The sequence below is a fragment of the uncultured Methanospirillum sp. genome, from assembly GCF_963668415.2.
Lineage (GTDB): Archaea > Halobacteriota > Methanomicrobia > Methanomicrobiales > Methanospirillaceae > Methanospirillum.
In genome coordinates, this window is the sequence record NZ_CAXXDL010000001.1 from 1,786,265 (window position 1) to 1,812,613 (window position 26,349).

General features: G+C 51.8%; 29 protein-coding genes. 11 read left to right on the forward strand and 18 right to left on the reverse strand.

The features are described from left to right. Window positions 1-40: 40 nt before the first annotated feature. Complete coding sequence (gene fen / locus ACHZA2_RS08335) at window positions 41-1,042, reverse strand: flap endonuclease-1 (RefSeq protein ID WP_319579328.1); 1,002 nt, start codon at window positions 1,040-1,042, stop codon at window positions 41-43. A gap of 239 nt (window positions 1,043-1,281) precedes the next feature. Between fen and ACHZA2_RS08340 the strand changes: the two genes are divergently transcribed. Further along, window positions 1,282-2,268 (forward strand): presenilin family intramembrane aspartyl protease PSH, encoded by a 987-nt coding sequence (locus ACHZA2_RS08340; RefSeq protein WP_319579329.1) that lies wholly within the window; start codon window positions 1,282-1,284, stop codon window positions 2,266-2,268. Here the strand turns inward: ACHZA2_RS08340 and ACHZA2_RS08345 are convergent. Next, a complete protein-coding gene (locus ACHZA2_RS08345; protein WP_319580954.1) occupies window positions 2,161-3,234 on the reverse strand; it encodes a GTPase in 1,074 nt (357 codons plus the stop codon). The genes ACHZA2_RS08340 and ACHZA2_RS08345 overlap by 108 nt on opposite strands. Window positions 3,235-3,365: 131 nt before the next feature. On the opposite strand from ACHZA2_RS08345, the gene ACHZA2_RS08350 reads away from it, so the two are divergent. Beyond that, the gene (locus ACHZA2_RS08350; protein ID WP_319539245.1) at window positions 3,366-4,244 is read left to right on the forward strand and encodes a CBS domain-containing protein; all 879 of its coding nucleotides are present in this window, start codon (window positions 3,366-3,368) and stop codon (window positions 4,242-4,244) included. A 22-nt stretch (window positions 4,245-4,266) separates the two neighbouring features. Here the strand turns inward: ACHZA2_RS08350 and ACHZA2_RS08355 are convergent, their stop codons facing one another. From ACHZA2_RS08355 to ACHZA2_RS08420, 14 genes are all read right to left on the reverse strand, one after another. Beyond that, a complete protein-coding gene (locus ACHZA2_RS08355; protein WP_319579330.1) occupies window positions 4,267-4,740 on the reverse strand; it encodes a pyridoxamine 5'-phosphate oxidase family protein in 474 nt (157 codons plus the stop codon). 69 nt (window positions 4,741-4,809) lie between these two features. Then, window positions 4,810-6,285: an acetyl-CoA carboxylase biotin carboxylase subunit gene (locus ACHZA2_RS08360; protein ID WP_319579331.1), complete on the reverse strand. Its 1,476-nt coding sequence runs from the start codon at window positions 6,283-6,285 to the stop codon at window positions 4,810-4,812. Beyond that, a complete protein-coding gene (locus ACHZA2_RS08365; RefSeq protein WP_319579332.1) occupies window positions 6,282-8,018 on the reverse strand; it encodes a pyruvate/oxaloacetate carboxyltransferase in 1,737 nt (578 codons plus the stop codon). The genes ACHZA2_RS08360 and ACHZA2_RS08365 overlap by 4 nt, the downstream gene beginning before the upstream one ends. Window positions 8,019-8,087: 69 nt before the next feature. Further along, on the reverse strand, window positions 8,088-8,714 hold the full coding sequence (locus ACHZA2_RS08370) for a hypothetical protein (protein WP_319579333.1): 627 nt from the start codon (window positions 8,712-8,714) through the stop codon (window positions 8,088-8,090). Beyond that, entirely contained in the window at window positions 8,696-9,394 is a 699-nt protein-coding gene (locus tag ACHZA2_RS08375; RefSeq protein ID WP_319579334.1) for an ATP-binding cassette domain-containing protein, read from the reverse strand. The genes ACHZA2_RS08370 and ACHZA2_RS08375 overlap by 19 nt, the downstream gene beginning before the upstream one ends. Then, complete coding sequence (locus tag ACHZA2_RS08380) at window positions 9,378-10,103, reverse strand: energy-coupling factor ABC transporter ATP-binding protein (RefSeq protein ID WP_319579335.1); 726 nt, start codon at window positions 10,101-10,103, stop codon at window positions 9,378-9,380. The genes ACHZA2_RS08375 and ACHZA2_RS08380 overlap by 17 nt, the downstream gene beginning before the upstream one ends. Next, window positions 10,085-10,633 (reverse strand): biotin transporter BioY, encoded by a 549-nt coding sequence (locus ACHZA2_RS08385; RefSeq protein WP_319579336.1) that lies wholly within the window; start codon window positions 10,631-10,633, stop codon window positions 10,085-10,087. Before ACHZA2_RS08385 ends, ACHZA2_RS08380 begins: the two co-directional genes overlap by 19 nt. Before the next feature lie 2 nt (window positions 10,634-10,635). Then, window positions 10,636-11,616, reverse strand: coding sequence for a biotin--[acetyl-CoA-carboxylase] ligase (locus tag ACHZA2_RS08390; protein ID WP_319579337.1), 981 nt, complete (start codon window positions 11,614-11,616; stop codon window positions 10,636-10,638). A 4-nt stretch (window positions 11,617-11,620) separates the two neighbouring features. Beyond that, window positions 11,621-12,043 carry a DUF2111 domain-containing protein gene (locus ACHZA2_RS08395; protein ID WP_319579338.1) on the reverse strand — a complete coding sequence of 141 codons (423 nt, stop codon included), beginning with the start codon at window positions 12,041-12,043 and terminating at the stop codon, window positions 11,621-11,623. Window positions 12,044-12,073: 30 nt separating this feature from the next. Next, on the reverse strand, window positions 12,074-12,694 hold the full coding sequence (locus tag ACHZA2_RS08400) for a hypothetical protein (RefSeq protein WP_319579339.1): 621 nt from the start codon (window positions 12,692-12,694) through the stop codon (window positions 12,074-12,076). 1 nt (window position 12,695) lies between these two features. After that, on the reverse strand, window positions 12,696-14,129 hold the full coding sequence (locus tag ACHZA2_RS08405) for an RtcB family protein (protein WP_319580955.1): 1,434 nt from the start codon (window positions 14,127-14,129) through the stop codon (window positions 12,696-12,698). Window positions 14,130-14,137: 8 nt separating this feature from the next. Next, entirely contained in the window at window positions 14,138-14,545 is a 408-nt protein-coding gene (locus ACHZA2_RS08410) for an archease (RefSeq protein ID WP_319579340.1), read from the reverse strand. A 2-nt stretch (window positions 14,546-14,547) separates the two neighbouring features. Beyond that, window positions 14,548-14,841, reverse strand: a complete 294-nt coding sequence (locus ACHZA2_RS08415; protein ID WP_319539233.1) for a hypothetical protein — start codon at window positions 14,839-14,841, stop codon at window positions 14,548-14,550. After that, window positions 14,834-15,232 carry a DUF2551 domain-containing protein gene (locus tag ACHZA2_RS08420; protein ID WP_319539232.1) on the reverse strand — a complete coding sequence of 133 codons (399 nt, stop codon included), beginning with the start codon at window positions 15,230-15,232 and terminating at the stop codon, window positions 14,834-14,836. The genes ACHZA2_RS08415 and ACHZA2_RS08420 overlap by 8 nt, the downstream gene beginning before the upstream one ends. A gap of 123 nt (window positions 15,233-15,355) precedes the next feature. Here ACHZA2_RS08420 and ACHZA2_RS08425 point away from each other — a divergent pair, with 123 nt between their 5' ends. From ACHZA2_RS08425 to ACHZA2_RS08450, 6 genes are read left to right on the forward strand one after another with little or no spacing between them, the layout of a single operon-like run. Continuing rightward, entirely contained in the window at window positions 15,356-16,237 is an 882-nt protein-coding gene (locus ACHZA2_RS08425) for a protein translocase subunit SecF (protein ID WP_319539231.1), read from the forward strand. Beyond that, window positions 16,238-17,692 carry a preprotein translocase subunit SecD gene (locus ACHZA2_RS08430; protein WP_319579341.1) on the forward strand — a complete coding sequence of 485 codons (1,455 nt, stop codon included), beginning with the start codon at window positions 16,238-16,240 and terminating at the stop codon, window positions 17,690-17,692. A gap of 55 nt (window positions 17,693-17,747) precedes the next feature. Next, window positions 17,748-18,020 carry a thioredoxin domain-containing protein gene (locus ACHZA2_RS08435; RefSeq protein ID WP_319579342.1) on the forward strand — a complete coding sequence of 91 codons (273 nt, stop codon included), beginning with the start codon at window positions 17,748-17,750 and terminating at the stop codon, window positions 18,018-18,020. A 1-nt stretch (window position 18,021) separates the two neighbouring features. Continuing rightward, on the forward strand, window positions 18,022-18,672 hold the full coding sequence (npdG, locus tag ACHZA2_RS08440; protein WP_319579343.1) for an NADPH-dependent F420 reductase: 651 nt from the start codon (window positions 18,022-18,024) through the stop codon (window positions 18,670-18,672). A 14-nt stretch (window positions 18,673-18,686) separates the two neighbouring features. After that, window positions 18,687-19,238: an aldolase gene (locus ACHZA2_RS08445; RefSeq protein ID WP_319579344.1), complete on the forward strand. Its 552-nt coding sequence runs from the start codon at window positions 18,687-18,689 to the stop codon at window positions 19,236-19,238. Window positions 19,239-19,244: 6 nt separating this feature from the next. Continuing rightward, a complete protein-coding gene (locus ACHZA2_RS08450) occupies window positions 19,245-19,601 on the forward strand; it encodes a hypothetical protein (RefSeq protein ID WP_319539226.1) in 357 nt (118 codons plus the stop codon). 49 nt (window positions 19,602-19,650) lie between these two features. On the opposite strand, the gene ACHZA2_RS08455 is transcribed toward ACHZA2_RS08450, so the two are convergent. Beyond that, window positions 19,651-20,268 carry a hypothetical protein gene (locus ACHZA2_RS08455; protein WP_319539225.1) on the reverse strand — a complete coding sequence of 206 codons (618 nt, stop codon included), beginning with the start codon at window positions 20,266-20,268 and terminating at the stop codon, window positions 19,651-19,653. 162 nt (window positions 20,269-20,430) lie between these two features. On the opposite strand from ACHZA2_RS08455, the gene ACHZA2_RS08460 reads away from it, so the two are divergent. From ACHZA2_RS08460 to ACHZA2_RS08470, 3 genes are read left to right on the forward strand one after another with little or no spacing between them, the layout of a single operon-like run. Continuing rightward, the gene (locus tag ACHZA2_RS08460; RefSeq protein ID WP_319579345.1) at window positions 20,431-22,323 is read left to right on the forward strand and encodes a type II/IV secretion system ATPase subunit; all 1,893 of its coding nucleotides are present in this window, start codon (window positions 20,431-20,433) and stop codon (window positions 22,321-22,323) included. Further along, window positions 22,310-23,245 carry a type II secretion system F family protein gene (locus tag ACHZA2_RS08465; protein WP_319540915.1) on the forward strand — a complete coding sequence of 312 codons (936 nt, stop codon included), beginning with the start codon at window positions 22,310-22,312 and terminating at the stop codon, window positions 23,243-23,245. The genes ACHZA2_RS08460 and ACHZA2_RS08465 overlap by 14 nt, the downstream gene beginning before the upstream one ends. 2 nt (window positions 23,246-23,247) lie before the next feature. Next, on the forward strand, window positions 23,248-24,252 hold the full coding sequence (locus ACHZA2_RS08470; RefSeq protein WP_319539223.1) for a type II secretion system F family protein: 1,005 nt from the start codon (window positions 23,248-23,250) through the stop codon (window positions 24,250-24,252). Here ACHZA2_RS08470 and ACHZA2_RS08475 read toward each other — a convergent pair. Continuing rightward, on the reverse strand, window positions 24,202-26,283 hold the full coding sequence (locus ACHZA2_RS08475; RefSeq protein WP_319579346.1) for a CHASE4 domain-containing protein: 2,082 nt from the start codon (window positions 26,281-26,283) through the stop codon (window positions 24,202-24,204). The two genes, ACHZA2_RS08470 and ACHZA2_RS08475, sit on opposite strands and share 51 nt — an antisense overlap. Between the last annotated feature and the right edge of the window lie 66 nt (window positions 26,284-26,349).

Consider the following 26,349-nt stretch of genomic DNA (forward strand, 5'->3'; position numbering starts at 1 on the left):
AAATGATACCGGGCTCTTTTCTTTCTGGGATAGTAGGAGATCAGAACCAACTATCAAGGGTTCTCTGTTTTCCTCTGCCGCTGATCTTCTCAAGGATCGGGTTTATCCGCTCCTCAGAAAATCCGTAATCTCCGCAGAGAAACGTTATGATCCTATGGTGGTCTGGTATTTTCCATTCGATCGGATACCCGTCCGAAACTGGCGGGTTGAGGAAGAAATCTCTGACTGGTTCAGGATCAAGATTAGGGAGTTTTGATGAGATGACCTCCCCGAACTCACCTGCCTTTACTCTTTTCAGGGCAGTTTTGGCACCGACTCCTGCTGCTCCTTCGTTGAAATCTGTCCCCACTAAGATTGCAACGTCGATGAGATCCTCCCTGCTTAATCCCAGACCTGTGAGTACTTCATCAAGAATTACGGTTTCAGGCTGGACATTTACCATCCTGCCATGGAGTCTCCTCTTTCCTGATACGGTAAGATTTCTCACCAGGAGTGGTGCTCCGAAGAGCAGGGTGTCATAATCCTGAGATGCAACATACCGGGCTGCACCGGTGCGGACCATGTTGGATGCTTCAGCCTCTCCCTCGGAAGGAGCATCAAGCACCGGGACTCCGAGCAGATCCAGCAGTTTACGTGCAGAGTGTAAAACCTCATCATCAAGTCTGGATGAAGCCATAGCATACCTGAATGCGCCGGCCGTGTCACCTTCACGCTTTGCCTGCTCCCATTTTTCCTGCGCCTCTTCTCTCACAGCACGACGCTCACCTATCGTCCTGCTCTTCAGTTCGGGAGGTTTTCCGTCAAAGATCCAAACCGGCTGGATGCCCTGCTGGAGAAAGTTGCTGGTGCGGTAAAAAATTCCTGAAAGATGGGATGTCACCCTTCCTTCTTTGTCCATGAGCGGAGTCCCGTCCGGCTGTCTGATGATGGACAGAAACTGATAGAGCGCGTTGTATGCATCAACAGATGCAACACCGGTCAGATCCTGTGGTTCTGCCGGATGTTTATAGGGGGCGATGATATCCCGTAAGGCTACACCCATCTCTTCTCTCCGTATTGATCACCGGTCGCGAATTCGTGTTCCAATATGTATCAGACCTTGCAACCGGCACTTCACCTGATGTATCTATACTCACTGAGTTATAGGGATTTGTCCACTGGCTGAATATGCGCGTAACTGGTGGTTCTTCTGTGATCCATTTACACGAATGAAAACCTACGAAATGGCCGCTTATGGGGAGATATGATTATGTACCTGTCAGCCTCTTCCCTCTTAGGCACATGGAATCATCTGATAATCAGTCTCCGAATTCTCATAATGCAGGTGGAAGAGCGTTGAACCCGCTCCTCGCCCTCGCTGCAATGCCCCTGATGCTCCTGCTCGTAGAGATCGGTGCGGTAATCCTGTCAGTCCCGATGATCCAGTCCGGGTATGCTGTCTTTGAAGATCCATCATCACTCGAAAACCCGATCTGGTTCATCGCGATGCTGCTCGGATTCACCGTGGTGCTGCTTGTTCTCCTGAAGTATCACCTGAAGTGGGCTCTCCAGTTGCTCATCTGGGCATCACTCTTCCTCTCGTTCATCTATGTCTTCACCGGTCTTCTCTCACTCGCCGGTGTTGGTACGGTCGTCTCTGTTGGTGGCGGTCTGCTCCTCTCGGTAGGGGCGACTGTTCTCCTTGCAAAATATCCTGAGTGGTACGTGGTTGATGTACTCGGGGTGCTCCTCTCTGCAGGGATCGCCTCGATATTTGGGATCTCACTCGAACCAGTACCGGTAATTCTGCTGCTTATACTTCTTGCAGTCTATGACGCAATATCGGTGTACCGGACAAAACACATGCTGACTCTTGCCGAAGGTGTCATCGAGAACCGGATGCCGATCATGGTTGTTGTTCCCAGGAAGGAAGGATATTCGTTCATCAGGGACGGTGTCGGCGGGATGGTAAAGCCAGAAGCATCTGTTGAGACTTCGGGCTCCATGCCGGGAGAAGAGGCGAAGAGACCTGAACGGGCTGCATACCTGATGGGACTTGGGGATCTGATCATGCCCTCTATCCTTGTCGTATCAGCAGCGGTATTTCTGCCTGAAAAAGGAATGTTCGGATTTTCCCTGCCCGTGATCACAACAATGATCGGCTCGGTTACAGGGATGGCATTACTTCTCTATTTCGTCTCGTCGGGGAGGCCTCAAGCCGGACTCCCGCCACTTAATGGAGGGGCGATCATAGGATTCCTTATCGGTTGGTTCCTGATCGGGATCTGAATACCCCTGTCTTCCCGGGTGATGGGCGGCACCGGGTGCAGGTTTTTCTGCAAGGAGTGCTGCCAGAACCTCCTCAACCCCTTCACCAGACGCTGTTGACATCGCCTGGTACCCTTCAAGAGTCTTCACATCTGACTTGTTCACCACGGCTATTACCGGTACATGAACAAGTTCCTTGATCTCTTCGAGCAGACGCATCTGCTCATCGAGGGGGAACCCACAGTAGGTACTTGGGTCAAGGATGAACAGGATGACATCAGCGGTGTTGATGATGGCTGAAATCGCCTGCTTCTCGATTGCGTTCCGCTCCTCTGCCGGCCGGTCAAGAAGTCCCGGTGTGTCGATAAGCTGGATTTTTTCTCTGCGTTCATACCGGTGACCGATGATCACCCCTTTGGTGGTGAACGGGTATGACGCGATCTCAGGCTCTGCTGATGAGACTCTCCTGATGAATGAGGACTTTCCCACATTTGGGAATCCTGCAACCACGATGGTGAAGACATCCTCGATCACCGGAAGTTTGCGCATGACATTCCTGACCTCATTGAGGAAGAGGAGTTGATCATCGATCTGGTGAACCACCGATGCTAGCCTGGCCACGGCCTTCTTTCGGGAGGCAGTTGCATCCTCATCGCTGGAGAACCTGACATCCTTGGCAAGACCTCCCCTATGGTCCTTTGACCATCTGGCTGCCCATCCTACAGCTCCGAGAGCCTTGCGAAGGCGTTCTATACCCCAGATCACCTCGAAGAGATCCTGGTAGAACTGAGGAAGGTTGTCCATCTCAGGAAACCCCTGGATGACAGAGACAAGTTTGTCGTGAGCAGAGAGGTAGGCTGCTCTCACAAACTCTTCTGAGGCACGCTTCTTCTGCTTCTTCTCACGCATCTTTGCCGCAGCACGGCGAAGAGCCCTGTCCAGGACTTCGTCTGCGGTTGGAACTGTAGGTATCCGTTCGAAGTTCATTGATTGCGGTTGATTATTGGTATCCATACGAGGCTCTATTGTTGTGGGATCTGTGGGGGTGCTGACGGGATAATCATTTACAACTACGTCAACCTCTTAACCATCTCGACTAAACTATATGATCGATCATTATGGATCTGTCTCTTATCCAGAACGATATCCTCATCACCCTCATCAGTCTCTATGAGAAGAAGTCGATACCGATCAAGGGGGAGGAGATCGCTGATATCATTCTTAGGAACCCGGGAACGGTCAGAAACCAGATGCAGGCGCTCAAGGCCATCGGCCTTGTCGACGGGATTCCCGGACCCAAAGGTGGGTATCACCCGACTGCAGTTGCGTACAAGGAACTCAATCTGAAGCGGGATGGGGAGGTCTACGAGGTAAAGATCTCTCGCGACAGTGAGGTCATCCCCGGTGTCAAGGTCGCAGAGATCATCTTCACCACCCTCTCGCATGCAGATATCTGCCATGCCCAGATCAGGATCATCGGGAGCGTGAAACTCTTCAATATCGGGGACGTGATTACCATCGGCCCGACTCCGATGAATAAACTGATGATTAAAGGCGAAGTGTTTGGGAAGGATGAGAATGAACCCGCACTCATCGTCTCTATCCTCGAGATGGTCTCGCTTCCAAAGAAGCCGATCCGCAGTTACATGACCGCACCGATCAAGATGCTCTCAACCAGGTCAACTCTGATGGATGCGATCCATCTCTTCAATAAATACCGGATTCATGGGGCACCGGTCATGGAAGGGAATTTCCTCATGGGCATCATCACGATGACCGATATTCTCCTGGCAATTGAGGAGAAGATCAGCCTTGAGGCACCGGTAAGCGAGGTCATGACCGAGGAGGTTGTGCAGGCCGATGCTTCAGTCCAGATATACGAGGTCATCCGTAAGTTCAAGGAGAAGCAGATCGGTCGTCTGGTTGTTGTTGAGGATGGGCAGCCGATCGGGATCCTGACCCAGTCTGATATCTTCAGAGTTATCCCAACCCACTAATTTTTCGATGAACTGGTGTGTATCATCTTTCGAGGGGGTACCCCGAATTCTTCCCGGTAAGCGATGTGGGTGTGATGATGAACAGGATCACATGAGCAAGTTTGTCTAGTTGAAAATCATCAACCTTGCATGATGTGTATTTTTTAGAGAGTACTTTGAGAAGGTTGTTCTTCTCCTCATACTCTTCGACAAACCTGGCTGTACCCTGTCCGATGACGCTCCGGTACCGCATCCCATATCCACAGGCAGTGGTATGGGTAACGAGTTCGGGATCGGTTTCAACCGCAAATGTCACGCGTGGATTTTTCCGAAGTGATCTGATCTTCTCGCCGTCGGGGGCAGAGTGAAGGATGAGCCTCCCTTCATGCCATACAAAATTCATCGGTACCAGACAGGGATACTCATCGCCGTTTATAGCCAGATGGCAAAAGAGGGCTTTCGTGAGAACAGCATCAATCCATCCCTGATCGCGGACTTCCTTGTCTGTTCTTCGCATAAAAACCCCAACGGTGCCCCGTTGGGGGCCCCATGCATGACCGATGAAAAGGACTTTTTCAGGCAAAATTTATTCTTTATTCTTCTCAATAACAGCGATCAGCCCTGCACTGATGGCTGCAATCTTCCGATCGTTCCTGAGAGGCGTTGCAAGCTGGGTCATCCTGGTCTCGTCCTCCTGGATATACCGCTTGAGTGTTTTTAAGATATGCTCCTCCTGGAGGAAGTGCGTATGAGTGTTCCCTGCTATGAACTCGGGGTTGTGCATGACGGCGTGGTGGAGCGGCAGGGTTGTCTTCACACCAAGGATCACGTACTCGTAGATTGCACGACGCATCCTGGCGATTGCCAGATCTCTGTTCATTCCCCATGCACAGAGTTTGGCGATCATCGAGTCATAGTGTGGCGGGATTGTGTATCCAGCGTGAATACCTGAGTCAAGCCTGATTCCCGGTCCGCCAGGCGAACGGTACCTGATGATCTTTCCTGGATCTGCAGCAAAGTTGTTGAGGGGATCTTCGGCGTTGATTCGGCATTCGATGGCATGACCCCTGATGGTGATATCCTCCTGGGCGTACTCGAGGGGATCGCCGGCAGCAACCACGATCTGCTGTCTGACAAGATCGATACCGGTCACCAGTTCAGTGATGGTGTGTTCGACCTGGAGCCTGGTGTTCATCTCCATGAAGTAGTAGTTCCCGTTGTCGAACAGGAACTCAACTGTACCTGCGTTCACATAATCGACAGCTTCTGCGACCTTCAGGGCAGAATCAGTCATTCGCTCACGCAGCTCTGGTGTCATCACCGGGCAGGGTGCTTCCTCGATCAGTTTCTGATGCCTGCGCTGGATCGAACACTCACGTTCGAACATGTGGACGCCGTTGTCGTGCTCATCACAGAAGACCTGGACCTCGACATGTCTGGGTTTCTGAAGGTACTTCTCGATGAAGACCGTCCGGTCACCAAAAGCAGATTCAGCGATACGCATCGCACCAGCGATCGCCTCCTCTATCTCTGATGGATCGTGGACGATCTGCATACCGATTCCACCACCCCCAGCACTGGCCTTCACGATCACCGGATATCCGATCTGATCTGCAACCTTTGCTGCGATCTCAAGATCATCTATCCCGCCATCGGTACCGGGCAGGACCGGGACCCCGGCATCCTTCATCGTCTGCTTGGACCTGATCTTGGATCCCATCGCTGCGATGGTCTTCTTCTTCGGACCGATGAATGTGATACCTTCCTCTTCACAAAGTCCTGAAAACGCAGCGTTCTCAGCGAGGAATCCATACCCTGGGTGGATTGCCTCGGCCCCGGCGGTCTTTGCCACCGAGATGATCCGCTCCATGTTCAGGTATGATTTGGATGGCGGGGCCGGGCCTACTGGAAAGGCCTCATCGGCGTAGTGAACAAAGAGCGAGTTTTTGTCTGCTTCAGAATAAACAGCGACCGTATCGATCCCGAGTTCGCGGCACGCGCGCATGACCCTGATCGCGATCTCTCCCCGGTTGGCAATGAGTATCTTGTCAAAATACTTCATTCGATCACCATGAGCACGTCGCCGCTCAGGACCGTGTCGCCAGTGTCGACGAAGATGTCAGCAACGACACCGTCACGTGGACTGGTGATCGGGTTCTCCATCTTCATGGCCTCAAGGATAAGCAGGGGCTGACCAGCCTTGACTTCGTCCCCACGGCCGACCTTCATCTCGAGGATCATTCCCTGCATGTTACTCTTGACCCCGCCTGGCATGTCCTGCTTTGGCGGCCCTGAAACCTTGGGCTTCTCCGAAGTCTGCTGGTCACCGATGGCAAGGATCCTAACCGTGAAGGTCTCTCCATCAACCTCCACCTGCATGGAGTCAGGCATCTCAAAACCTGAACTCTTCTTTGCCGAACGGGTTGGGATCTTCTCGGCCTGGCGTTCACCTTTGAGGAATGACGGAGCGATCGCTGGGTAGAGGATGTATGTCAGGGCGTCCTCTTCCTTTTTGATAAGTCCTGCATCCTCTGCCTCTTTCTTCATCTTTGCATACATCGGCTCAAGAAGATCGGCAGGCCTCTGCGTGATGACCTCCTCATCGCCGATGATCAGGGTGCGGATCTCATCGGAGATTGCACCAGGAGAACGCCCGTAGAGCCCCTTGACATAGTCCCGGACCTCCTTGGTCACATTTTTGTACCGCTCTCCTCCGACAAGGACATTGAAGACAGCCTGACTTCCGACAATCTGGGAGGTGGGTGTCACAAGTGGTGGATACCCAAGGTCACGTCGCACCTCCGGAACTTCGCGGAACACGTCCTCAAGCCGGTCAAGTGCATCCTGCTCCTGCAGCTGAGAGACAAGGTTTGTGATCATTCCACCCGGGAGCTGGTAGATCAGAACGTCGCTGTCAACCCGTTCTGCAACCGGGGTGAAGAGAGCGTCGTATTTCCCCCTTATCTTCATACATTCGTTTCTAATCTCGCGAAGAGCGAGCAGATCGATCCCGGTATCACGTGGAGTGCCTTTTACTGATGCAACGATACTCTCGGTTGGTGGCTGACTGGTTCCGAGTGCGAACGGGGACATGGCAGTATCAAGGATGTCAACACCGGCCTCGATCGCTGTCTGGTACGACATGGAAGCGATCCCGCTAGTTGAGTGCGAGTGCAGATCGACCATCACGTCCATCTCATCCTTTATTCCGGTGATGAGTGCCCTGGTATCTTCCGGCATGGCAAGGCCTGCCATATCCTTGATGCATATCGAGTCACAGTCGTGGGCGTAGAGGTCCCTGGCCATTTCAATGAACCCCTTCACCGAATGAACCGGGCTTGTGGTATATGATATAGTGGCTTGCAGGTGGGCGCCTGCCTCTTTTACCCGGGTCATCGACCGCTCCATGTTCCTGATGTCATTGAGTGCATCAAAGACCCTGAAGATGTCCACCCCGTTTTTGTATGAGAGATCGATGAACCGGTCTACGACATCATCTGAGTAATGCCGGTATCCGACAAGGTTCTGGCCACGGAGGAGCATCTGGATAGGGGTGTGTCTGAGTTCCTCCTTCAGGGTGGTAAGGCGGTGCCATGGATCCTCATTCAGGAACCTGATGCAACTGTCAAAAGTTGCACCTCCCCATGCCTCAACTGAAAAGAATCCGGCTTTGTCTATTGCCCGTGCGAGCGGGATCATATCCTCGGTTCTCATCCGTGTTGCAATGAGAGACTGATGGGCGTCCCTGAGTGTGGTATCGGTGATCTGAAGCTTCGTATTCCGGGCTGGACTCATATTGCCACCTCTGAATCGGCAACTTGCGATTCAAACAGAAAAGGTTCAACCGGAGACCATAAAAAAGTCTCATGTCATCAGGGAGACTGTAAAAATCAGCACGCAAAACGCTCCGGCAGCGATATCTGAAGACAAGGTCACAAACGACGGACACAGGCTTCCACCTCCCCGATATCCACGTATCGCAAGGACGCCGGCACGTTCACGGGCGAGCCTCAACTGCCTGACAAGAAGACTGGCGATTACTGGAGGAAGATTGGTCCCTGAGAGCCGTTGCCCTTTCTGCGAGAGCGCGATCCGTGTCCTCCTTAACTCATCTAGAAGTATCTCGGTCGTTGAGATACTCATCTCTCCGACAAGCCCGAGATCGAATCCGAATCTCTTCCCAAAAAGCCAGACCGATACATCGAGGAGTTCTCCTGGATACCGCTCACTGTAAGCCCATGAAGCGATCACCAACACAACAGAAATCCGGATGATGTAGGAGACTCCGTCTCCTCCTGACCACTGGGTTGCCATCGCAGCGATCACAGGGAGCATGAAGACGAGGGCACAGGTCCGGAGATCCCTGATTGAGGTTCTGCGATCAGTACTGATCAGCCACCAGAACATGGTGAGAGCGGCACCTGTCAGGGAGAGAAATGAGACTATGGAGAGGAGCAGAACTCCCCCGAGTCTTATCCGCGGATCCTGCACACTGCCTCCACGATATCCTGGCATGAGAGCCCTGAGAGGTTTGAGTCATTCTTCAGAAGATACCGAATCAAGGGAGGTGCTGTATCCCATCGGGCGAGTGCATCAGGTATCTTCCCTATGTCATTAAGCACTCCGTTCTGCATCTCCCAGAGATGATCAATGCAGGGGAGGGTCGTGATGTCGTGGCTGATGATGACGATGATCCCGTCACGGCGCTCAGAAAGATGGGACGAGATCCAGAATCGTGCCTCCTCGTCAAGTCCGGCAAACGGCTCGTCCAGAACCATCAGATCGTATCTCCCAAGAATCAGGCATGCGAGGTGAAGCCGCTTGAGTTCTCCACGTGAGAGGGTGAGAAGATCATCACGGCCCCTTCCTGAAAGACCGGCTGTCTCCAGAACCTGATCAGGATTGCGTCCCCAACTGAGGATCTCCTCCATGACATTTGTGGTGGTGATATGATACTCGGGAAACTGCATGGAGAGCACTGAAGACCGTATCTCATCCCTCACTATTCTGCCTGATGCAGGCTCCAAAACGTTGCCTAGGATCTCTCCGAGTGTTGACTTTCCTGATCCTACCCTGCCGGTGAGGAGGTGTACTCCCTGGTCAAACGTTCCGGAGGCCAGGAGTGAGAAACCGCCTCTCTGGATGGTGACCGTCTCAAGAGTCAGTTGCATACACAGCCCTCCAGAGAACAGGGTCTCTGAGTGATCGAAGGGGAGAGAGGTGATCAGACCCGTGGTATGACTTCTGGAACACCTCATCAGGAGTACCGACACGAAGGACCTCCCCTCTTCTCATCACAATCACGCGGTCAGCAGATGCAACCCGATCAGGCCGGTGGGTTGCAAACAGAACATAAGGCAGATTAGCATCCCTGATGATGGCGTCCATGGTGCCAATCGTTGAGGCATCAAGATGAGAATCGGTCTCGTCTAGGATGAGGATCTCAGGTTTTGTGATGAGTGCTGCAGCGAGTGCGGTCAGGACTTTCTCTCCGCCAGAAAGACTGTGGACCGGGCGGTCCAGGAGTAGTGAGAGTCCCATGATCCGTGCGAGGTCTCGTACTGATGCATCGATCTCCCTGCATGGCTGATGAGAGAATCTGAGTGGTGAAGCGATCTCATCGATCACCCTGGTGAAGGTCATGTTGAGATCAGGGAACTCACCTACCCATCCGACCGTAGTCTCACGGGTATCGTGGCTGTTTATCGTGATGTTTCCCTGGGATGGGATCAGAATGCCAGCGATCATCTCGAGGAGTGTTGTCTTTCCTGATCCATTCGGTCCGGTGATCGCCACCCGGCCTGGTTCGATGGTTAACTCAGGAATTACAAGGCATCCAGACCTGATCGACCTGATACTGATCATCGGAGGACTGGCCATTGTGGTGTCGATTCAAGCCGTGAAGCGATCAGATAGACTGCTACACCTTTGATCAGATCCCCTGGCAGGAATGGGATCATCCCTGACATGAGGGCTGCAGATGCTGACATCCCGGTTGAGAGAATAAGCCAGGTGATCCCGAAGAAGTAGATGAAGGCCGTTGCAAGCACTAGTCCGGCGATACGGATCTCACGGGATGTATGCTTATACGCAACCCCTGCGGCAAGCACAGCAGGAATGAACCCAATCAGGTAACCACCGGTAGGTCCGAAGATGACACCAAGTCCAGCCATCCCGTTGTGAAAGACCGGCAGACCGAGTGCTCCGAGCACCAGGTACAACAGCACCGGGATGATCGCCTGCCTCTTCATCACCGCAGCTGCTAGAAGAACTGCCAGGGTCTGGAGAGTGACCGGGACCGGGAAGAACGGGAGGGGAATTGGTACTGATATCCAGGAGAATACTGCAATCAGGGCGACAAAAAGGGAACTATTGGTCAGGATGGTTGCACGATTCAGGTCGCCAAACATTATCAGATATGTACGCAGTCACCTGCAATGACCTTCTCTATCTTGCCGTTGTCTTTGCGGACTACCAATGCCCCGCTTGGATCAATGTCAACGGCCTCTCCCTCAAAACTGTTTCTGAGCGTGTTTATCCTGACTCTGCGTCCGATGGTTGAAGAGAAGTTCTTCCACTCCCTGATGACAGCATCGTACTCCCCCTGGGTGATCATGTCATACCGTGCCTCAAACTCCTTGAGAATTGCAGCCAGGAGAGCAGCACGATCGATCTCATGGTTCACTTCGTGGCTGATTGAAGTTATCAGGTGCCTGATTGGCTCATTCAGATTCTCAATGCTGATGTTGGCATCTATGCCTATTCCGACGAGGCAGTATTTGACTTTTTCACCGTCAGCACCGAGTTCAAGCAGGATTCCGGCAACTTTCTTGTCTCCGATAATGATGTCGTTCGGCCACTTGATGAGTGCCCCGATATCAAACATCTTGCGCAGAACCCGTGCAACCGATACTGCACCGGCTAATGTGAGCATGAAGAGGTGATCGATCGGTATCTTCGGGGTGAGCACAATGGTGATCCAGATTCCACCACTCGGTGAGACCCAGGCCCTGCCCATCCTTCCATATCCCCCGGTCTGTTCCTCAGCGATGATGACAAGGCCATGGAGGTCTTCAAGATCGCCCTGGTCGGCAAGGTCCTTGCCGTACCAGATCGTAGAAGGGATACTGTCGAAGTACCGCATTCTCCTGCCGATAACCTTCGTCTTCAGATGTTTGTACACCACATGGGGTCTGAAATCCATGTTACTCTTGTCAAGCAGGTATCCCTCCTCTTCAGATGCGACGATGTCGTACCCGATCATCCTGAGCTCATTGATATGCTTCCATACCGCTGCACCTGATATGGAGAGTTCGGTGCTGATCTCGCTGCCAGGCACCGGTTTGTCATTCTTTTCAAGGATTTCAAGAACTTTAAAAGCAGTTGCGTACATGCGTTCACCGTTTGGCGTTGATCTGTTCTGATGGAAGCGGGCATGGGTCTTTCCCACATACCTGCTTCAGGATCATGGTCTGATGTTCCATGAGTGTGGCAAGGTCAAAAATGCCTGTGATATCGACGAGACCAATGGCAGCAATGGCTCCTCCTGATGCATCCCGCACGGGAGCAACCACAACCGGCACTCCTTTGTACGGGCCTGCCCGGGGAGTCTCCTTCATGACCTTGTTTGAGGAGAGAACCTCATCCAGAATCGGACCCTGGTATGCACGATCAACAACCACTCCCTCTTCGATCCTGACGCCTGGAGTGTTTCGCGCCCGTGCAGTCACCGGGAGTCTGCCGACGATCTCGTGGATTGTCATGCAGATGGGGATGAGATCTTCGGCTGTTGCATCAGCCGATATGGTATAGTGGTCCATCGATATCCCTCATATTTCCCTCGCATGCAGCTACAATAAGGTTTCGCCATCGCTCCTGCAAAAATCACGCAAAAACCTTCTGGAAGGATATTCATGAAGGCTGGTCAGGATGATCCTGCCAGCCCCGAGCGTGTATTCAACCAGAACCGGGGCGCCCCGCATCCTCATCCTCACTGCCGGCCCCTGAAATTCGTGTTCAGGCGCCCGGGAATTAGTGGCTGGCTCTGATCCCGGCATCGTAAATATCCCGTCGATGGAGACGGTATCTGGACAGTCTTCGATGATGCAGGATATGGGGTGGGATCCTTCTTCTTGAATCTCTCCTTCTGAGAATCCAAACCTGTACTGAATAGTCACGGGGAGCCAGTCATATGCATCCGGTCGATCAATCCCGGCCCCAAACACGATGACAGTCCCACCTCCAAGGATGAACCGGCGGATCCTGCCTTCACATGCCCGTAATGCAGGAATGACTGAAGAGTAAGCGGGGTGGGCAAACCCTCCGGGGATGATGACTGCCGAGAAGGATCTTCGGAAAAAAGGTGCTGCAAGAAGGTGAGGTGTCACCAGTTCTGGAATGAAACCGCAGTCCTCGATAAGTCGGGTGAACATCATCGGACTGTCCCAGATGATCCCTACCCGTCCGGTCATGTTATCCCTTGATGACCCCGAGTGGTTCGAACCGTACAACGAGCCGTGAGATCCCGAGCCGGTCCACAACCGAGACGACCTCGCTGCTTGACTTGTATGCACCCGGTGCCTCTTCTGCAATGGCACCGTCATGAGGCGCCTTCACCATGATCCCTTCACGACCGAGGGTCTCCCTGACCTGGCTGCCTTTGATCGTCTTCTTTGCCTGGGATCGGGAGAGAATACGTCCTGCTCCATGACAGGTTGAGCCGAATGTACGCGTCATCGCCTCCGCAGTACCCTTCAGGAGGTATGAGGAGGAGCCCATACTTCCCGGGATGATGACCGGCTGACCTATCTTTGAATAGTCATTGGGGACATCAGGGCACCCGGGCCCGAATGCCCGTGTCGCACCTTTGCGGTGCACACAAACTTTTGTCAGTCTCCCGTCGACCTCGTGCTCCTCTACCTTTGCCACATTGTGAGCCACATCATAGACAAGCCTGATATCGTCGTAATCAATCCCGCAACATTTTGCCAGGACGTTTCGGATCTGGTGGGTGATCACCTGTCTGTTTGCCCAGGCATAGTTTGCAGATGCAGCCATCCCTCCGAAGTATGCTTTCCCTTCAGGAGATGTCAGGGGAGCACATGCGAGCTGCCTGTCCGGGAGTTTGATCTGATATTTTTCCACCGCACGTTCAAGTGTCTGCAGGTGGTCTGTGCAGACCTGGTGACCAAGACCCCGTGATCCACAGTGAACCATGATGCAAACCTGACCCTCTTCAACGCCGAAGACCTTTGCCGCTTCAGGATCGCAGATCTCAGACGCCACCTGGATCTCAAGGAAATGGTTGCCTGCCCCCAGAGTCCCGCTCTGTGGAACCCCCCGAGATCGGGCTTTTTGTGAGACATGGGACGGATCTGCATCTTTCATACTGCCCCCTTCCTCACAGTGGGAAACATCCTCTTCTGTTCCGAACCCTTCCTCGACCGCCCATGCAGACCCCCGGGTCATCATCCCATCCAGTTGCTTTGGAGAGAGCCTGATCGAGGAACGGGCCCCTACTCCCACCGGAACCGCATCGTAGAGTTGATCCAGGATCTCCTTCTTCTTCGTGATGTCCTTGACTGTGAGCGGTGTGGTCAGCAGCCTGACTCCGCAGTTGATATCAAACCCGACTCCACCCGGTGATATTACGCCGGTTTCGTAGTCGAACGCAGCAACTCCGCCGATGGGAAAACCATATCCCCAGTGGATGTCGGGCATCGCAAGTGAATGCCTTATGATTCCCGGCATCGTCGCAACATTGGCGAGTTGCGTCACCGCTCCATCCTCAAGAGTTCCTGTCAGGCTGTCAGAGAGGAAGAACCTGCCAGGTACTCTCATTCCTTCCACAAATCCTATCGGAACCTCCCACTCGAGATCACCGACCCGCTTCACACCATTAATCATTGGAGGACTCACACATCGAATAATATATCCAGTACGTATTCATCGTTCTGTCTGCTGATCGAAAGACCACTGAATGATATCCCTTTCACTTCAGTTCCTCCACCATGAATCTTCCTGTCAAACGGTTCTCCTGCCAGGCAGGCAGTCAGAGACCCGTCATCCAGTGTCACGGTAATCTCTGAGAAGACCACATTTTCAGTCTCGGTCAGGCAGAGGAGTTCTGAAAGAAAAGCCTGGAGAAGTTGCTCATGATCGGTACCGGTAACCGTGAAAGAGTAAGGGCAGTCAGGCCGGGCAGACCCTCGGTACATAACCCCCATCAGAGCGTGCCCGCACTCTTCAAAGAGTGTGGGGATATCCGATGCCCATACGTGCATCAGGATATCAGCGGTATGCTCACGCTCTTCATAAGGCATAATCAGGTCGAACCTTCGATCATTGATTCGAGGTGATAGGGGATCATATCCATGTGGATGTGGTCGATGTATCTGGCCTGGTACATTGAGATATAGATCAGATGGTCTCCTGCCTTGAGCGTAATATCAGTCGGTTTTGCAGGTTTGTAAGAGACAGGGAGCAGAACCGGGCCACCACAGGATGTAGAAATACGGAAGTTGGTATTTCGTTTGTTGATATAAGCGATCACTTCATCATCGATGAAGATTGAATGTGCTCCGGCATCCGTCGGGGTTCCGGCATAGAGATCAGACATCTTCCAGACAGGTCAGACGGTGAGGGAAAAAATGCTTCTGATGGGTATCTGAAGAAGTTGTCTGCTCTGCTCGCTGTCTTCGGGATGAGATAATCCTGCGCACAATCGGTGTGTGTTTATCACGAAGCCGGTAGATGCGGCACCGGTGTTGCTCACTGCGGGTACCCTTGAGAACACCTATCCTTGATGAGACGATACCGATCATTCCTGACACTGAATGGTAACTTGTCTTGAATGAGAGCGAGAGTTTATCATATATCTCCTGAATCGAGAGATCGTTGTGACTGAGGAAAATTCTGAGCATTGCATGCCTGATTCCCTCCTCATCCCCGGCAAGCCAGGACCGAAGGCGCTCCTCAACAATATCATGGCGCTTATCCTGATCTGTCATGATCCGAGGTATCTGGAACATCGGCAAAAAGGTTTCTTCTCCGGTTATCATGGCGATTTTCCCGTCCCTCTCCGCGCAGAAGGCTAATGGTTTAATCTCCATACGGAACCAACTCAGTAATGTATGGGTTTTTTCAGATACGATATCAGCTCCATATCTCCAGCGAAACTCTGCACGATTCCCATGATCGTGCTCGCTCTCTCGCTGGTTATTGTGGGGATGACCTTTATCCACACCGGGCTTCCGATTAAACCCGGCATGGAATTCACTGGTGGAATCGGGGTGACTATAGTCACTGAAGAGACACCAGATCAACTCAAAGTTACATTCGCAGACTATCCTCTCGTCAATATCGAAGAGGGGATCAATCAGGGCAAGTATCTCAAGTTCGATACAATGAGTGACGAAAAAGTCCTCAGCCTGAACAAACTGATCGAGAGTAAATTCAATGGCGCTAAGATCGATCAGATCGGCTCCTCATTTGGAAAGACCCTTCAGGATCAGGCAGCCTTTGCATTGATCATCTCCTTTATCGGGATGTCAATAGTCGTCTTTTTGATCTTCCGGACGTTTGTTCCGTCAGCAGCAGTTGTTATCTCCGCATTTGCTGACATGACCATGTCGGCTGCGGTTATGAACCTCCTCGGAATTCAACTCTCTCTTGGAACAACCGCCGCCCTCCTGATGCTGATCGGTTACTCTGTGGACAGTGATATTTTGCTGACTTCACGGGTGCTGAAACGGCAGGGCAAGTTTGATGAGAAAGTCCATGGTGCATTCATCACCGGTATCATCATGACCTCAACCGCATTCTGTGCAGTCTTTGCGATGTGGGTTGTCTCATGGATCGGCGGGATCGAGATCATCCACGTGATGTCCCAGGTTCTGCTGATCGGTCTCATCTTTGATGTGATGAACACCTGGCTGACCAATGTGGGTATCCTGAAGTGGTATGCCTCAAAAGGAAAGAGCAAGCTCTCTTCAACCCTCCGTGGAGGTGTGTAAATGGACATCGAGAAGCTCAAGACAACACTCAAGGATTACCGGGTTGCCATCTACCTCGTTCTGTTAATAGCATCCATTATCATCATCTTCCCTCATCCCGGAACAGATGGGATCAAGACGAACCTTCAGTTCGGTCTGGACCTTTCAGGAGGATCCTGGATCCAACTTGAGTTCCAGTCTGCAGTGGTTACCTTTAAGACCAGTCAGCCGGTTGATCAGTTTGTAACAGATCTTGGCAAACGGCTCAATTCTGATGTCTCACTTGTGGGCACGGATAAGATAGAGATACGTAAACTGGTATCTGAGGATGAACTCCGCCAGATATTCAGCGAGAACAAGACCGAACTGGTCTCATACAGCCAGGGTGTTTCAAAGGAAACTGCTGATGATATCAAGCGGATTCTTGAGAACAAGATCAACAGCCTTGGTACCCGCGATGCCAAGACCTACGTGATCACCGGACTGAACGGTGTCAGCAGGTACATCAGAATTGAGATGGCCGGTGTCTCGATGAGTCAGGCACAGGAGATCGTCGGCAAGCAGGGTAAGTTCGAGATCAGGGTCGTGACAACAGGCAACGAGACCGAGCACGTGGTCTTTGGGGACTCCATCGAGAGCGTTGCCAACCCGTCACAGAACCCGCCAAACAGCAACAACTGGGGTGTATCGTTTGCACTCAGCCCTGAAGGGGCAGAAGAGTTCAGACAGGCTGCAATCAAGTATGGTGCAGTCAAGGATCCGGCAAACCACAACCTTGCCATGATGCTGGACGGTAAGATGGTCTACAGCGCTCCGCTCTCATCTGATCTTGCCGGAACACTCCAGAGCAGGGCAAGTCCGAACCTGGTCGCATCAACCGGTGCAGGAGACAAAGGAAAAGATGATGCCAGAAACCTGGAGATTCACCTCCGTAACGGTGCACTACCGGTAGAGGTCAAGATAGCAGGTTCAGGATCGGTCTCACCAGAACTTGGTGACCAGTTCAAGATGTGGTGTGTGATTGCAGGTATCTTTGCCCTGGTCGCAGTAGGTATCAGCATCCTGGTCAGGTACCACGAGCCTGCCATCGTGCTTCCAATGGTTCTGATCAACGCTTCAGAAGTCATCATCCTGCTGGCTATCACATCGTTCTTCCTCCAGCTCGATCTTGCAACCATCGCGGGGCTGATAGCAGTGCTTGGTACCGGTATCGATCAGCTGGTCATTCTGACCGATGAGATCCTTCACGAGGGAAAAGTTCCCTCACAAAACATCTACCTGAAAAGGCTGAAACGGGCACTTGGTATCATCATCGCCTCTGCAGCAACGGTGTTTATCGCCATGCTCCCGCTTGCACTGATGGATCTCTCAACCCTACGTGGGTTTGCCGTCGTCACCATCCTTGGTGTTCTGGTCGGAGTACTGGTCACCAGACCGGCCTACGGCCACATAATCATGGCTATCCTCTCCAAATAACCAATACCATACTTTTATCTGTTTTTTTAACGCAATTTCTGATTAGGTTATCATTATGGGAAAACCGATCCTAATCGACTTTTTTGCTGAGTGGTGCGGACCGTGTAAAAGAATGGGGCCGATCATCGAGGAACTCAAGGGCATGATGGGTGATAAGGTTGAGATCAAGAAACTTGATGTCGATCAGCACATGTCAGAGGCTCAGAAGTATCAGATCTCTGTTGTTCCAACCATTATCATTGAGAAAGATGGTGTCCTTGTACAGAAGTTTCAGGGAGTTATCGATGCTGAGACCCTGGCATCTGTACTGAAACCACTGGTGGAGTAACGTGAAGGTAGGGATCGTCGGGGGAACTGGAAAGATCGGCGAGGGAATGGCCATGCGCCTCTCCCGGATCTACGAGGTTCTCGTGGGCTCTCGTGAACAGGAGAAGGCACAGGATACCTGTATGTCATGTCAGAAATATGCTGATGAGAACGGGCTGTGCTGCACTGTCAGGGGGCTCACCAACCAGGAGGTTGTGGAGGGAGCAGACATCATCATCCTGGCAATCCCATACAAGCATCTTGACGCAACGGTGGCCGGACTTCATGGACTGGAAGGAAAGATCGTGATAAGTCCGATCAATCCTATGGAGAAGAAGGATTTCTTTGAGTACATTCCTCCAGAAGAGGGTTCTGCCGCTCTTCATCTCCGGAAAATTCTTCCAGAATCTACCCGCCTCTGCGTAGCATTCAATAATATTGCAGGAAACCGATGGCGTGACATTGACGAGGAGCTTGAGTATTCTGTGGCGGTGTGTGGTGATGATTCAGAATCCAAACTCATCGTGATGGATATGATCGATCGGATCTCTCTGCTCAAGTCATATGATGCAGGACCTCTTTCGATATCACCGGTCATCGAAGGGTTGACAGCCTTAGTGAACAATATCGCCAAGTGCAACTGTATGAAGGACGTCGGGGTCAGATTCGTCTGACCTGCAGGTGAACCATGGCATCAGGTGAAGAGGTCGGGGCAGAGATCACGAGGATTGGAAAGCGGCTTGTTGCCGAACACCTTGTTGGTGCAAATTTTGGCAACATGAGCGTCAGACCGGATGATGACGGGTTTTTCATCACCAGAACCGGATCTTACCTTGACGATCCCGGTGAACCGGTTTATACTCCCATGTCCGGTGAGGTTCCCCCAACTGTATCCAGTGAGTGGCGTGTTCACCGGGCTGTGTTCCAGAATACGAGGCATCGGGCAATCGTTCATGCCCATCCTCCCTATGCAGTTACAGCCTCCCTCATGCTTGATGAGGTGGTTCCTCTAGACAGCGAGGGGAAGATGTTCTGCCCAATTATTCCCATCGCCCATGGTGAGCCGGGAACTCAGGAACTCGCTGAAGATATCGCAGAATGCCTTGCACTTGCGCCGCTCTGCATTGCCCGTGGGCATGGGACGTTCGCAGCAGGAAAAACCCTTGAAGAGGGGTACCTCTTCACCTCTCTTGGAGAACATGCCTGTCGGGTCCTCTCGCTCACGAGATCATTTCAGTGATGAACAATGAGCATTGAAGAGAAGTTTGCACGGATGAGCCCGGAAGCTCAGAACGCAGCAGAGGCATTCATCGATTTTCTCCTCTCCCGCGAAGAAGGAGAGTTCTCACTTGATGAAGATATGAGTGAAGAGGCTGTGAGATCAGAGAATGAGCCTGGTTTAGCCCAGTCCGGTTGTGATGAACCCAATGCCTCCAGCACCGACAGTTCAGGTATCATCCTTGCAGAAGAACGCGTAATTGAGGAAGAGAGTGTTATTGATTTTGCCGACATCAACACTCGGTTTGCGCCGAAGGATGCTAAGAATACCGGGAAGGAAAAGACCGGACCAATAAGGCAGAAAAAGATGTTTGACTGGCTCTGATGCAGGCAAGGTTACTTTGCTTTTTTATGTAACAATCGGGAATTGGTGATCAGACCACCCGGGATGTTGTTGAGAGCTCTATACCCTTCTCGGTTACAATGAATGGCAGCACCCGGCTTGGCGGCTGCATGCCTGTTATCTTCTTCACCTCAAGAACCCTGATTACCTCGCTCCCCCTCATCTCCTCATGCAGTTCGATAACCACGTCGCATAGCCGCATCAGGAGGATCTCGGCATACAGATCGTGCAGGCCGCGGTATAGTGTGAAGAAGGCATGTTCATGCAGGTTCAATATTCCCTGTCGGCAGGAAGCAATTCCAGAAAGGACCGGCTCAATCCCTTCCCGTATGATCAGTGTCGAGAGGGAGTCAATGACAAGTCCCTTCTCCTCTCCCTGGAAAATATCTGCAGATGCCATGGCCTTTGCATCGATCATTCCCTCCTCCCGATATCCATCGATCATGTAAAAAGAGCGTTTTTCCTGTGATATGGTCCAGAACTGCCTGGCAAACCGATCAACTCCCGAGGTGGCAGACCCGATAATCAGTATTGAACTACCTGGAATGAATCCCCCTTCAAGGGCAAGATCAAGGCCGTTAATCCCGGTTGAACTCCTCCCTTTATATGCCCGGATCACGATCCGGGCGGTATCTGTTTCATCGGGCATGGCTCATCAGGTAATAATCTGGTGATGCGTACGGTATCATTATATTTTCCCCTAGTAATTAGATATTACAGCAGCATGGTGGGGGCTCTTTTCAGTATATATGTGAATACAGCCGGTTCATAGCCGGTGTGAAAAGGCCAGGCCCACAGTTTGGGCAGATAGATGGCGCTGAAGATCAAGATTGGCAAAGGGAAAGCGGCGTCTGGCAGAGAGAGCCAGAGCCAGGATACATCCTCTGGTCAGGGCGAAATTTCTGTCAAGAAGCCTCAGATCATCTCCCGCCTCAAAAAAACCGGATCTGTATCCGGGCAGGCAGATGCAGCACCTCAGATTCCACCTGAACCAGTGAAGTCAGGTATCAGGAAGTTTCCTGGTCTGAAAAAACCAAAAGCAGCTGAAGAGGCCGGGGAGAAGGGGGAAGATCTGTCTAGCTTACCTGGTACTGATAAGGATAAACCCAAAAAAACCGGATTCCTCAGTAAATTTACAGCGATCAAGCCCCAGAAGCAGAGAGATGTATACAACCCCGATATCCACGGGGCTGTGGTTGATCTGACCTTCGTTCCACCTCAGGGTGTAGAGGAGATAGAGGTCTATCCGGTCAATCCTCCATTTGCATACATCAGGATAACCTACAACTACCCGAATCATGAGTATCTCTACGAGGTTGTCGAGCCCCTGTACACAGATTCAGAGAAGAAACTGCTTGATGAACTGAAGAAAGGAATCTTTGAACGGGTAAACGTGAACACCCGGCAGATCTCCCGTGAGATTGCAGCAGATCTTCTTGAAGAGATGATGAACGAAGTCTTTGCAGACTACGCAATTCACCTTGACCCAAGGACGTATGCAAAGATCCACTATCAGTTGCACAAGGACTTCCTTGGCAACGGGATGGTGGATGCGATCATGCACGACCCGCTGATAGAGGATATCTCCTGCGATGGGGTCGAGCGTTTTCTGTTTGTATACCACTCGAAGTACGAGTCAATGGAGACAAATCTGAAATACCTTGATCCCGGTGATCTCGATTCATTTGTCACAAAACTTGCACAACGGGCGGGAAAGCACATATCTGTTGCTGAACCGATGCTCGATGCCACGATGTCAGATGGTTCGCGTATCCAGATGACACTCGGTACGGAGGTCACTGCACACGGCTCTACGTTTACCATCCGTAAGTTCAAGGAAGTCCCCATCACCCCGACCGACCTTGTGGAGTGGGGTACCTTCTCCCCGCTCTCGATAGCTTTTCTCTGGCTCGCGGTCGAGAACGGGAAGTCATGCATCTTTGCAGGCGGGACCGCATCCGGAAAGACAACTTCTCTCAACGCGATCTCTCTTTTTATCCCTCCACTTGCGAAGATCGTCACCCTTGAAGATACCCGTGAACTCAAACTCCCCCATGCGAACTGGATTCCGAGTGTTACCAGGGAGTCGTTTGATATCGCCGGGAAAGGGGAGATCGACATGTATGAACTCCTCAAGGCTGCTCTCCGTCAGCGTCCCGAGTACCTGATTGTCGGTGAGGTCCGTGGCAAAGAAGCCCTCACTCTCTTCCAGGCGATGAGCACCGGGCATGTCACCTACTCGACGATGCACGCTGATTCTGTTGCGAGTGCAGTTCACCGTCTTGAGAACCCCCCGATATCTGTGCCCAGGAACATGCTCTCTGCTCTGGACCTGATCTGTGTGCAGGTCCAGGCCCGGGTCGGTGGCCAGCGGATCAGGCGTAATAAACAGATCATTGAGATCCTGGACATTGACCCCAGAACCAACGAACTGATCACAAACGAGGTCTTCCGCTGGCGCCAGGCGACAGATGAGATCACTTACTCAGGAAAATCATATATCCTGGAAGAGATTATGGAGGCGCATGGGTGGGATGAAGAACGGATCAGCCGGGATCTGATGCAGCGTCAGGAGGTTCTCGAATGGATGCGTCTGCATGAGATCCGTGATTACCGTGAGGTGAGCAACATCGTGGTCTCGTACTTCAGGGACTCTGAGGGACTGATGGAACAGATCCGGTCCGGTGCCAATGAACTCGTATGAACGGTTCTGCTTCAACCTGCTCGGGAGCAGGATGCTTGCCAGGCGTGACAAGTATTTTGATCTGATCGCAAATCTCCGTTCTGCCAGGATGGGGATAACATTTGAGGCATATCTCGCAACAGCAATCATAACCTCTGCTATTGTCGGGGTTGTCGGCTCTATCCTCGTTGCACTGATTGTATACCTGCTCAATGTTCCTGCCCTAATTACGTTCAAAGGAAATATTCCGCAGGACATAGCCTCCGGCATAAACCAGTTTTCGGTCTATTCCCTGGTAGCAGGTACAATAATTGCAGGAGTCGTCTCGTTCATCACCTTTGGCGGGTTCACATATCTGATCTACCTCATCTATCCGTCAGTTGTGGCCGGGTCACGGCGGAGGGACATCGAGTCAAGCCTGCCGTACGCAATCAACTACCTCGCAGCGATGTCTACTGCCGGGATTCCACCAGCAGAGGTCTTCAGGCAACTGGGAAGTTCCACGATCTATGGTGAGTCTTCTGTTGAGGCGAGGTATGTCTCCCTTGAGATCGATGTGTTTGGAAAAGACCTCATCGAGGCACTCAAAACTGTCTCGATGGCGACCCCGAGCCAGAGGATGCGGGAGTTCATGCAGGGAGCGATCGGAAGTGTGGCTTCGGGCTCCAACATCTCTGAGTACTTCAAGACAAAGGCAGAGCAGTATACATACGAGAACAGGCAGACCCAGAAGCAGTTCCTTGATACTCTTGCCCTGGTCTCTGAAAGTTATGTAACCGCCCTTGTAGCAGGAACTCTCTTCCTGATTCTGATCCAGTCTGTGATGTCGATTCTTTCAGGAGAAGGAACCCCGTTCTTTCTCTATATCATTATCTACCTGATCATCCCGTTCGGGAGTGTAATGTTTGTGGTCATGATCGATGCGATGACGCCGGAGTGGTAGAGATGGGAGTGTTTGACCGGTTTAAAAAGAAGGAGGCGACCTCACTCAACCCGGATGAGGAGGCTGCAAAGAAGATCCTTGACAAGATAGAACTCCACCGGCAGTATTCAAAGGGGAGCCTCCGAATCATCAAGCATCCGCTCCGGACCCTCACTGAGAAGCCTGTCAACATCCTTTTTGCGTCAGTACCACTGGGTATCATCGTCTTTATCATCGGTTTCTCAATGGCAATCCAGAAGGACGGGATTGGATCGCTGCTTAAGAATTCCTTTATCGACGATGTGATCGTGATCACGCTGCTGGTTATACTCATCCCCCTGGTGATCCTTGACCTGCAGGAGTCACGGCGAATCAGGAGTATCGAGGTGGCCCTCCCGAACTTCTTCCGCGATCTTGCGGGAATGCATGAGAGTGGGATGACCCTTCAGGGTGCGGTCCATCTCGTCTCGATGAGTGAGTATGGGGCACTTACTCCCCATATCAGGCAGATGGACCAGCGGATATCCTGGAATTTTCCGTTCATCGAGGCTGTCCGCGCGATGGGAGAAGAGATTCCGATCCCGCTGGTCCGAAGAAGTGTTGATCTGATTGCCAGGGCAAGTGAGGCCGGTGGTGATATCGTTGAGGTGCTCAGGGCAGCAGCAAAGGACTCGTTTGAGTATGTGACACAGAACACGGACCGACGCAACGACATGTTCATCTATGTGATCATCGTGCTTGCCTCGTTTGGTGTATTCCTCTTCGTGATGCTGATTCTGGTCTCTTCGTTCCTGAAGACCATGGCAGATCTCGGGACAACCACCGGTGCATCATCAGCACCCGGGTTCAGCCTCGGGGGTTTTGACCTCGCTCTCTATATCAGGATCTTCTCACACGGTGCCATGTTCCAGGGTTTTTTTTCAGGGCTTGTTGCCGGCGTAATGGGTGAAGGACGAGTGACTGCAGGGCTTAAGTATTCAGTTATCATGCTCCTCATTGCCTGGATCGTCTTCAGGGTTGCTGTCTGATACATACCCAGGCACAGGCCTGAAAACCTCTTCAGGGACCGTGATGACAAACTCAGCACCAATGCCAAATGTTCCCGACTCTCTGATATCCATTCCTGTGAGACTGAGCACCTCTTTCGCAAAAAAAAGCCCCCATCCGGTTCCTGCTCCAACACCCCGTTCAAAGATCCGGTCTTTCATAGTGTCCGGGATACCGCCCCCGTCATCGCTATAGATGATGAGAAGGTCTGTCCCCTCCCTCTGCGTGGAAATCGTAATATAAAAGACATTTTTTCCATGTTTCAGGCTGTTTTCAATGAGGTTGTAGAAGACCTTCTGAAGGAGCTGGTCTGCATAGATCTCATAATTCTCCCCGTTGACTGTGAACGTAAGTCCCTTACGCCTGGACATGGCATAGGCAAGATTCCAGACTGTCCTGAGATCCTGCCACCGAGGCTTTTCAATACCTGCCTTCTGGTACTCTTTTGAGAACTCGATGTGCTTGTTTATCTTCTCGGCGGCATCTTCAGCACTGCTGATCAGTTGGGTTAGGGAGGTGTCTGCGTTTTTACGCCTGATGAGCCCGAGCATCCCTCTGATTGTGGTGAGCTGGTTTACAATGTCGTGCCTGGTCATACTCCCAAGGAGAGAGAGTTTCTTGTTGGATAGGAGGAGTTCGTGCTCTGCTGTCCGGTACTGGGAGATATCGGTGACTACACAGAGTTCTCCCATTCTGCCGGTTTCGAGTGGGTATGGTGCCAGCGTTACTCTGATCCATATATCTCTGCCACTTTTCGTCCGGGTATGGAGTTCATGATGTCCTGGCTTCATACCCGTGACACAATCACCCTGAATCTGGTCTTCTGGATCATGTGGAGAGAACAGGGTTTCCGGGCATCTCCCGGTGAGTTCATGGGGTGTGGTCTCAAAAATTGATGCAAGGGCAGGGTTCGCGAACCAGATCAGATTGTCAGGCCCGATCAGACAGATCCCCTCCTCTACCAGTTCAACCAGGCGGGCAAGCCTGTGTTCAGAAGAGATCCTCTCCCTCTGTGCCAGTTCAAATGAACCGATCATGGTATTGATCGAGGTGGCAAGATCCCCGATCTCGTCATCCCTTCTGGTCTGAATTCTTCCTGAAAGCAGGCCTGAATTTCCGATGGTGAGGAGGTCACGGTTCAGATCCTGAAGTGGAGAGATGATAATCCGGTTCAGGAGCCAAGACGCAAGGCCCATGAACAGAATTGTCAGGATGAGTAGTGAAGTGATCAAAAAAATCCTGGAATATATGCCGCTCCGACTCAGATCCCGCCTCTCGGTGATCTTGATGGAAAGAGCAGGCTGCCCTGAAATGTCTGTGATAATGCTCTGGTAATTATCAATCTGATTGTTCCCTGGTACATCCTGTACGAGGGATTCAGAAGATCTGTCTGAAACCGGGGTAATTGTAATATTTTGCAGAATGTTGCGTGATAACTCTGAGATCCTGGCATTGTCGAGAAGGCTGGCAACGACAACTGTCCCATGGGGTGGCCCCTGCATCTCTGAGTTCAGAATGGGATGTGAGGATACAACGAGGGGAGTCAGATCATCCATGATGATCCCATGTATTCCATCAGGTGATCCTGAAAGGAGAGGATTTTCCTGCAGGAGCATGACCATGTCTTCAGGCATCGGGTCAGACGTGATGTTATGCTGGGCGGTCGATATCCCACTAACCAGTGTACCGTTGAGATTGTACAAAGCTATCGAGTAGAGATTCAGACCTCTCAGTGTTGAGATGGCAAAGTTTGAGGAGATATATTCAGGGTTCCCTGATATCATGTAGTTATAGGTATCATCCCAGACTCCCCAGTCCTGGGATATCCCGGCAAGGCGGGTTCCCTCTCCGTACACTGAGTTCTCTGCCCGGTGAAGATCCTCTAATGCGTACTCCTGTTCAAGCCCTGAAAGGCTTCCCATCACGGTAAGTTCAAACGTAACAAGTAAGATTGCTGCGATTGTGAGTATGGTTATCCCGATGATGAGAATGGTTTGGGCATAGAGTCTCATAGAAAAGAACTCCTGAAATAGATGGCGACAGCAGTACGATTACCTATCTGTAAATCCTGATAACAG

Coding starts and splice junctions, on each gene's coding strand:
- ACHZA2_RS08405 (WP_319580955.1), bottom strand. CDS start 14,129: ATGATTAATGGTGTGAAGCGGGTCGGTGATCTCGAGTGGGAGGTTCCG.
- ACHZA2_RS08415 (WP_319539233.1), bottom strand. CDS start 14,841: ATGTCTGATCTCTATGCCGGAACCCCGACGGATGCCGGAGCACATTCA.
- ACHZA2_RS08400 (WP_319579339.1), bottom strand. CDS start 12,694: ATGACCGGACGGGTAGGGATCATCTGGGACAGTCCGATGATGTTCACC.
- ACHZA2_RS08450 (WP_319539226.1), top strand. CDS start 19,245: ATGAGCATTGAAGAGAAGTTTGCACGGATGAGCCCGGAAGCTCAGAAC.
- ACHZA2_RS08425 (WP_319539231.1), top strand. CDS start 15,356: ATGGGTTTTTTCAGATACGATATCAGCTCCATATCTCCAGCGAAACTC.
- ACHZA2_RS08410 (WP_319579340.1), bottom strand. CDS start 14,545: ATGCCTTATGAAGAGCGTGAGCATACCGCTGATATCCTGATGCACGTA.
- ACHZA2_RS08465 (WP_319540915.1), top strand. CDS start 22,310: ATGAACTCGTATGAACGGTTCTGCTTCAACCTGCTCGGGAGCAGGATG.
- ACHZA2_RS08360 (WP_319579331.1), bottom strand. CDS start 6,285: ATGAAGTATTTTGACAAGATACTCATTGCCAACCGGGGAGAGATCGCG.
- ACHZA2_RS08355 (WP_319579330.1), bottom strand. CDS start 4,740: ATGCGAAGAACAGACAAGGAAGTCCGCGATCAGGGATGGATTGATGCT.
- ACHZA2_RS08385 (WP_319579336.1), bottom strand. CDS start 10,633: ATGTTTGGCGACCTGAATCGTGCAACCATCCTGACCAATAGTTCCCTT.
- ACHZA2_RS08395 (WP_319579338.1), bottom strand. CDS start 12,043: ATGGACCACTATACCATATCGGCTGATGCAACAGCCGAAGATCTCATC.
- ACHZA2_RS08420 (WP_319539232.1), bottom strand. CDS start 15,232: ATGACAGATCAGGATAAGCGCCATGATATTGTTGAGGAGCGCCTTCGG.
- ACHZA2_RS08445 (WP_319579344.1), top strand. CDS start 18,687: ATGGCATCAGGTGAAGAGGTCGGGGCAGAGATCACGAGGATTGGAAAG.
- fen (WP_319579328.1), bottom strand. CDS start 1,042: ATGGGTGTAGCCTTACGGGATATCATCGCCCCCTATAAACATCCGGCA.
- ACHZA2_RS08430 (WP_319579341.1), top strand. CDS start 16,238: ATGGACATCGAGAAGCTCAAGACAACACTCAAGGATTACCGGGTTGCC.
- ACHZA2_RS08375 (WP_319579334.1), bottom strand. CDS start 9,394: ATGCAACTGACTCTTGAGACGGTCACCATCCAGAGAGGCGGTTTCTCA.
- ACHZA2_RS08470 (WP_319539223.1), top strand. CDS start 23,248: ATGGGAGTGTTTGACCGGTTTAAAAAGAAGGAGGCGACCTCACTCAAC.
- ACHZA2_RS08380 (WP_319579335.1), bottom strand. CDS start 10,103: ATGGCCAGTCCTCCGATGATCAGTATCAGGTCGATCAGGTCTGGATGC.
- ACHZA2_RS08390 (WP_319579337.1), bottom strand. CDS start 11,616: ATGTACGCAACTGCTTTTAAAGTTCTTGAAATCCTTGAAAAGAATGAC.
- ACHZA2_RS08435 (WP_319579342.1), top strand. CDS start 17,748: ATGGGAAAACCGATCCTAATCGACTTTTTTGCTGAGTGGTGCGGACCG.
- ACHZA2_RS08455 (WP_319539225.1), bottom strand. CDS start 20,268: ATGCCCGATGAAACAGATACCGCCCGGATCGTGATCCGGGCATATAAA.
- ACHZA2_RS08345 (WP_319580954.1), bottom strand. CDS start 3,234: ATGAACTTCGAACGGATACCTACAGTTCCAACCGCAGACGAAGTCCTG.
- ACHZA2_RS08475 (WP_319579346.1), bottom strand. CDS start 26,283: ATGAGACTCTATGCCCAAACCATTCTCATCATCGGGATAACCATACTC.
- ACHZA2_RS08460 (WP_319579345.1), top strand. CDS start 20,431: ATGGCGCTGAAGATCAAGATTGGCAAAGGGAAAGCGGCGTCTGGCAGA.
- ACHZA2_RS08350 (WP_319539245.1), top strand. CDS start 3,366: ATGGATCTGTCTCTTATCCAGAACGATATCCTCATCACCCTCATCAGT.
- ACHZA2_RS08340 (WP_319579329.1), top strand. CDS start 1,282: ATGGAATCATCTGATAATCAGTCTCCGAATTCTCATAATGCAGGTGGA.
- ACHZA2_RS08365 (WP_319579332.1), bottom strand. CDS start 8,018: ATGAGTCCAGCCCGGAATACGAAGCTTCAGATCACCGATACCACACTC.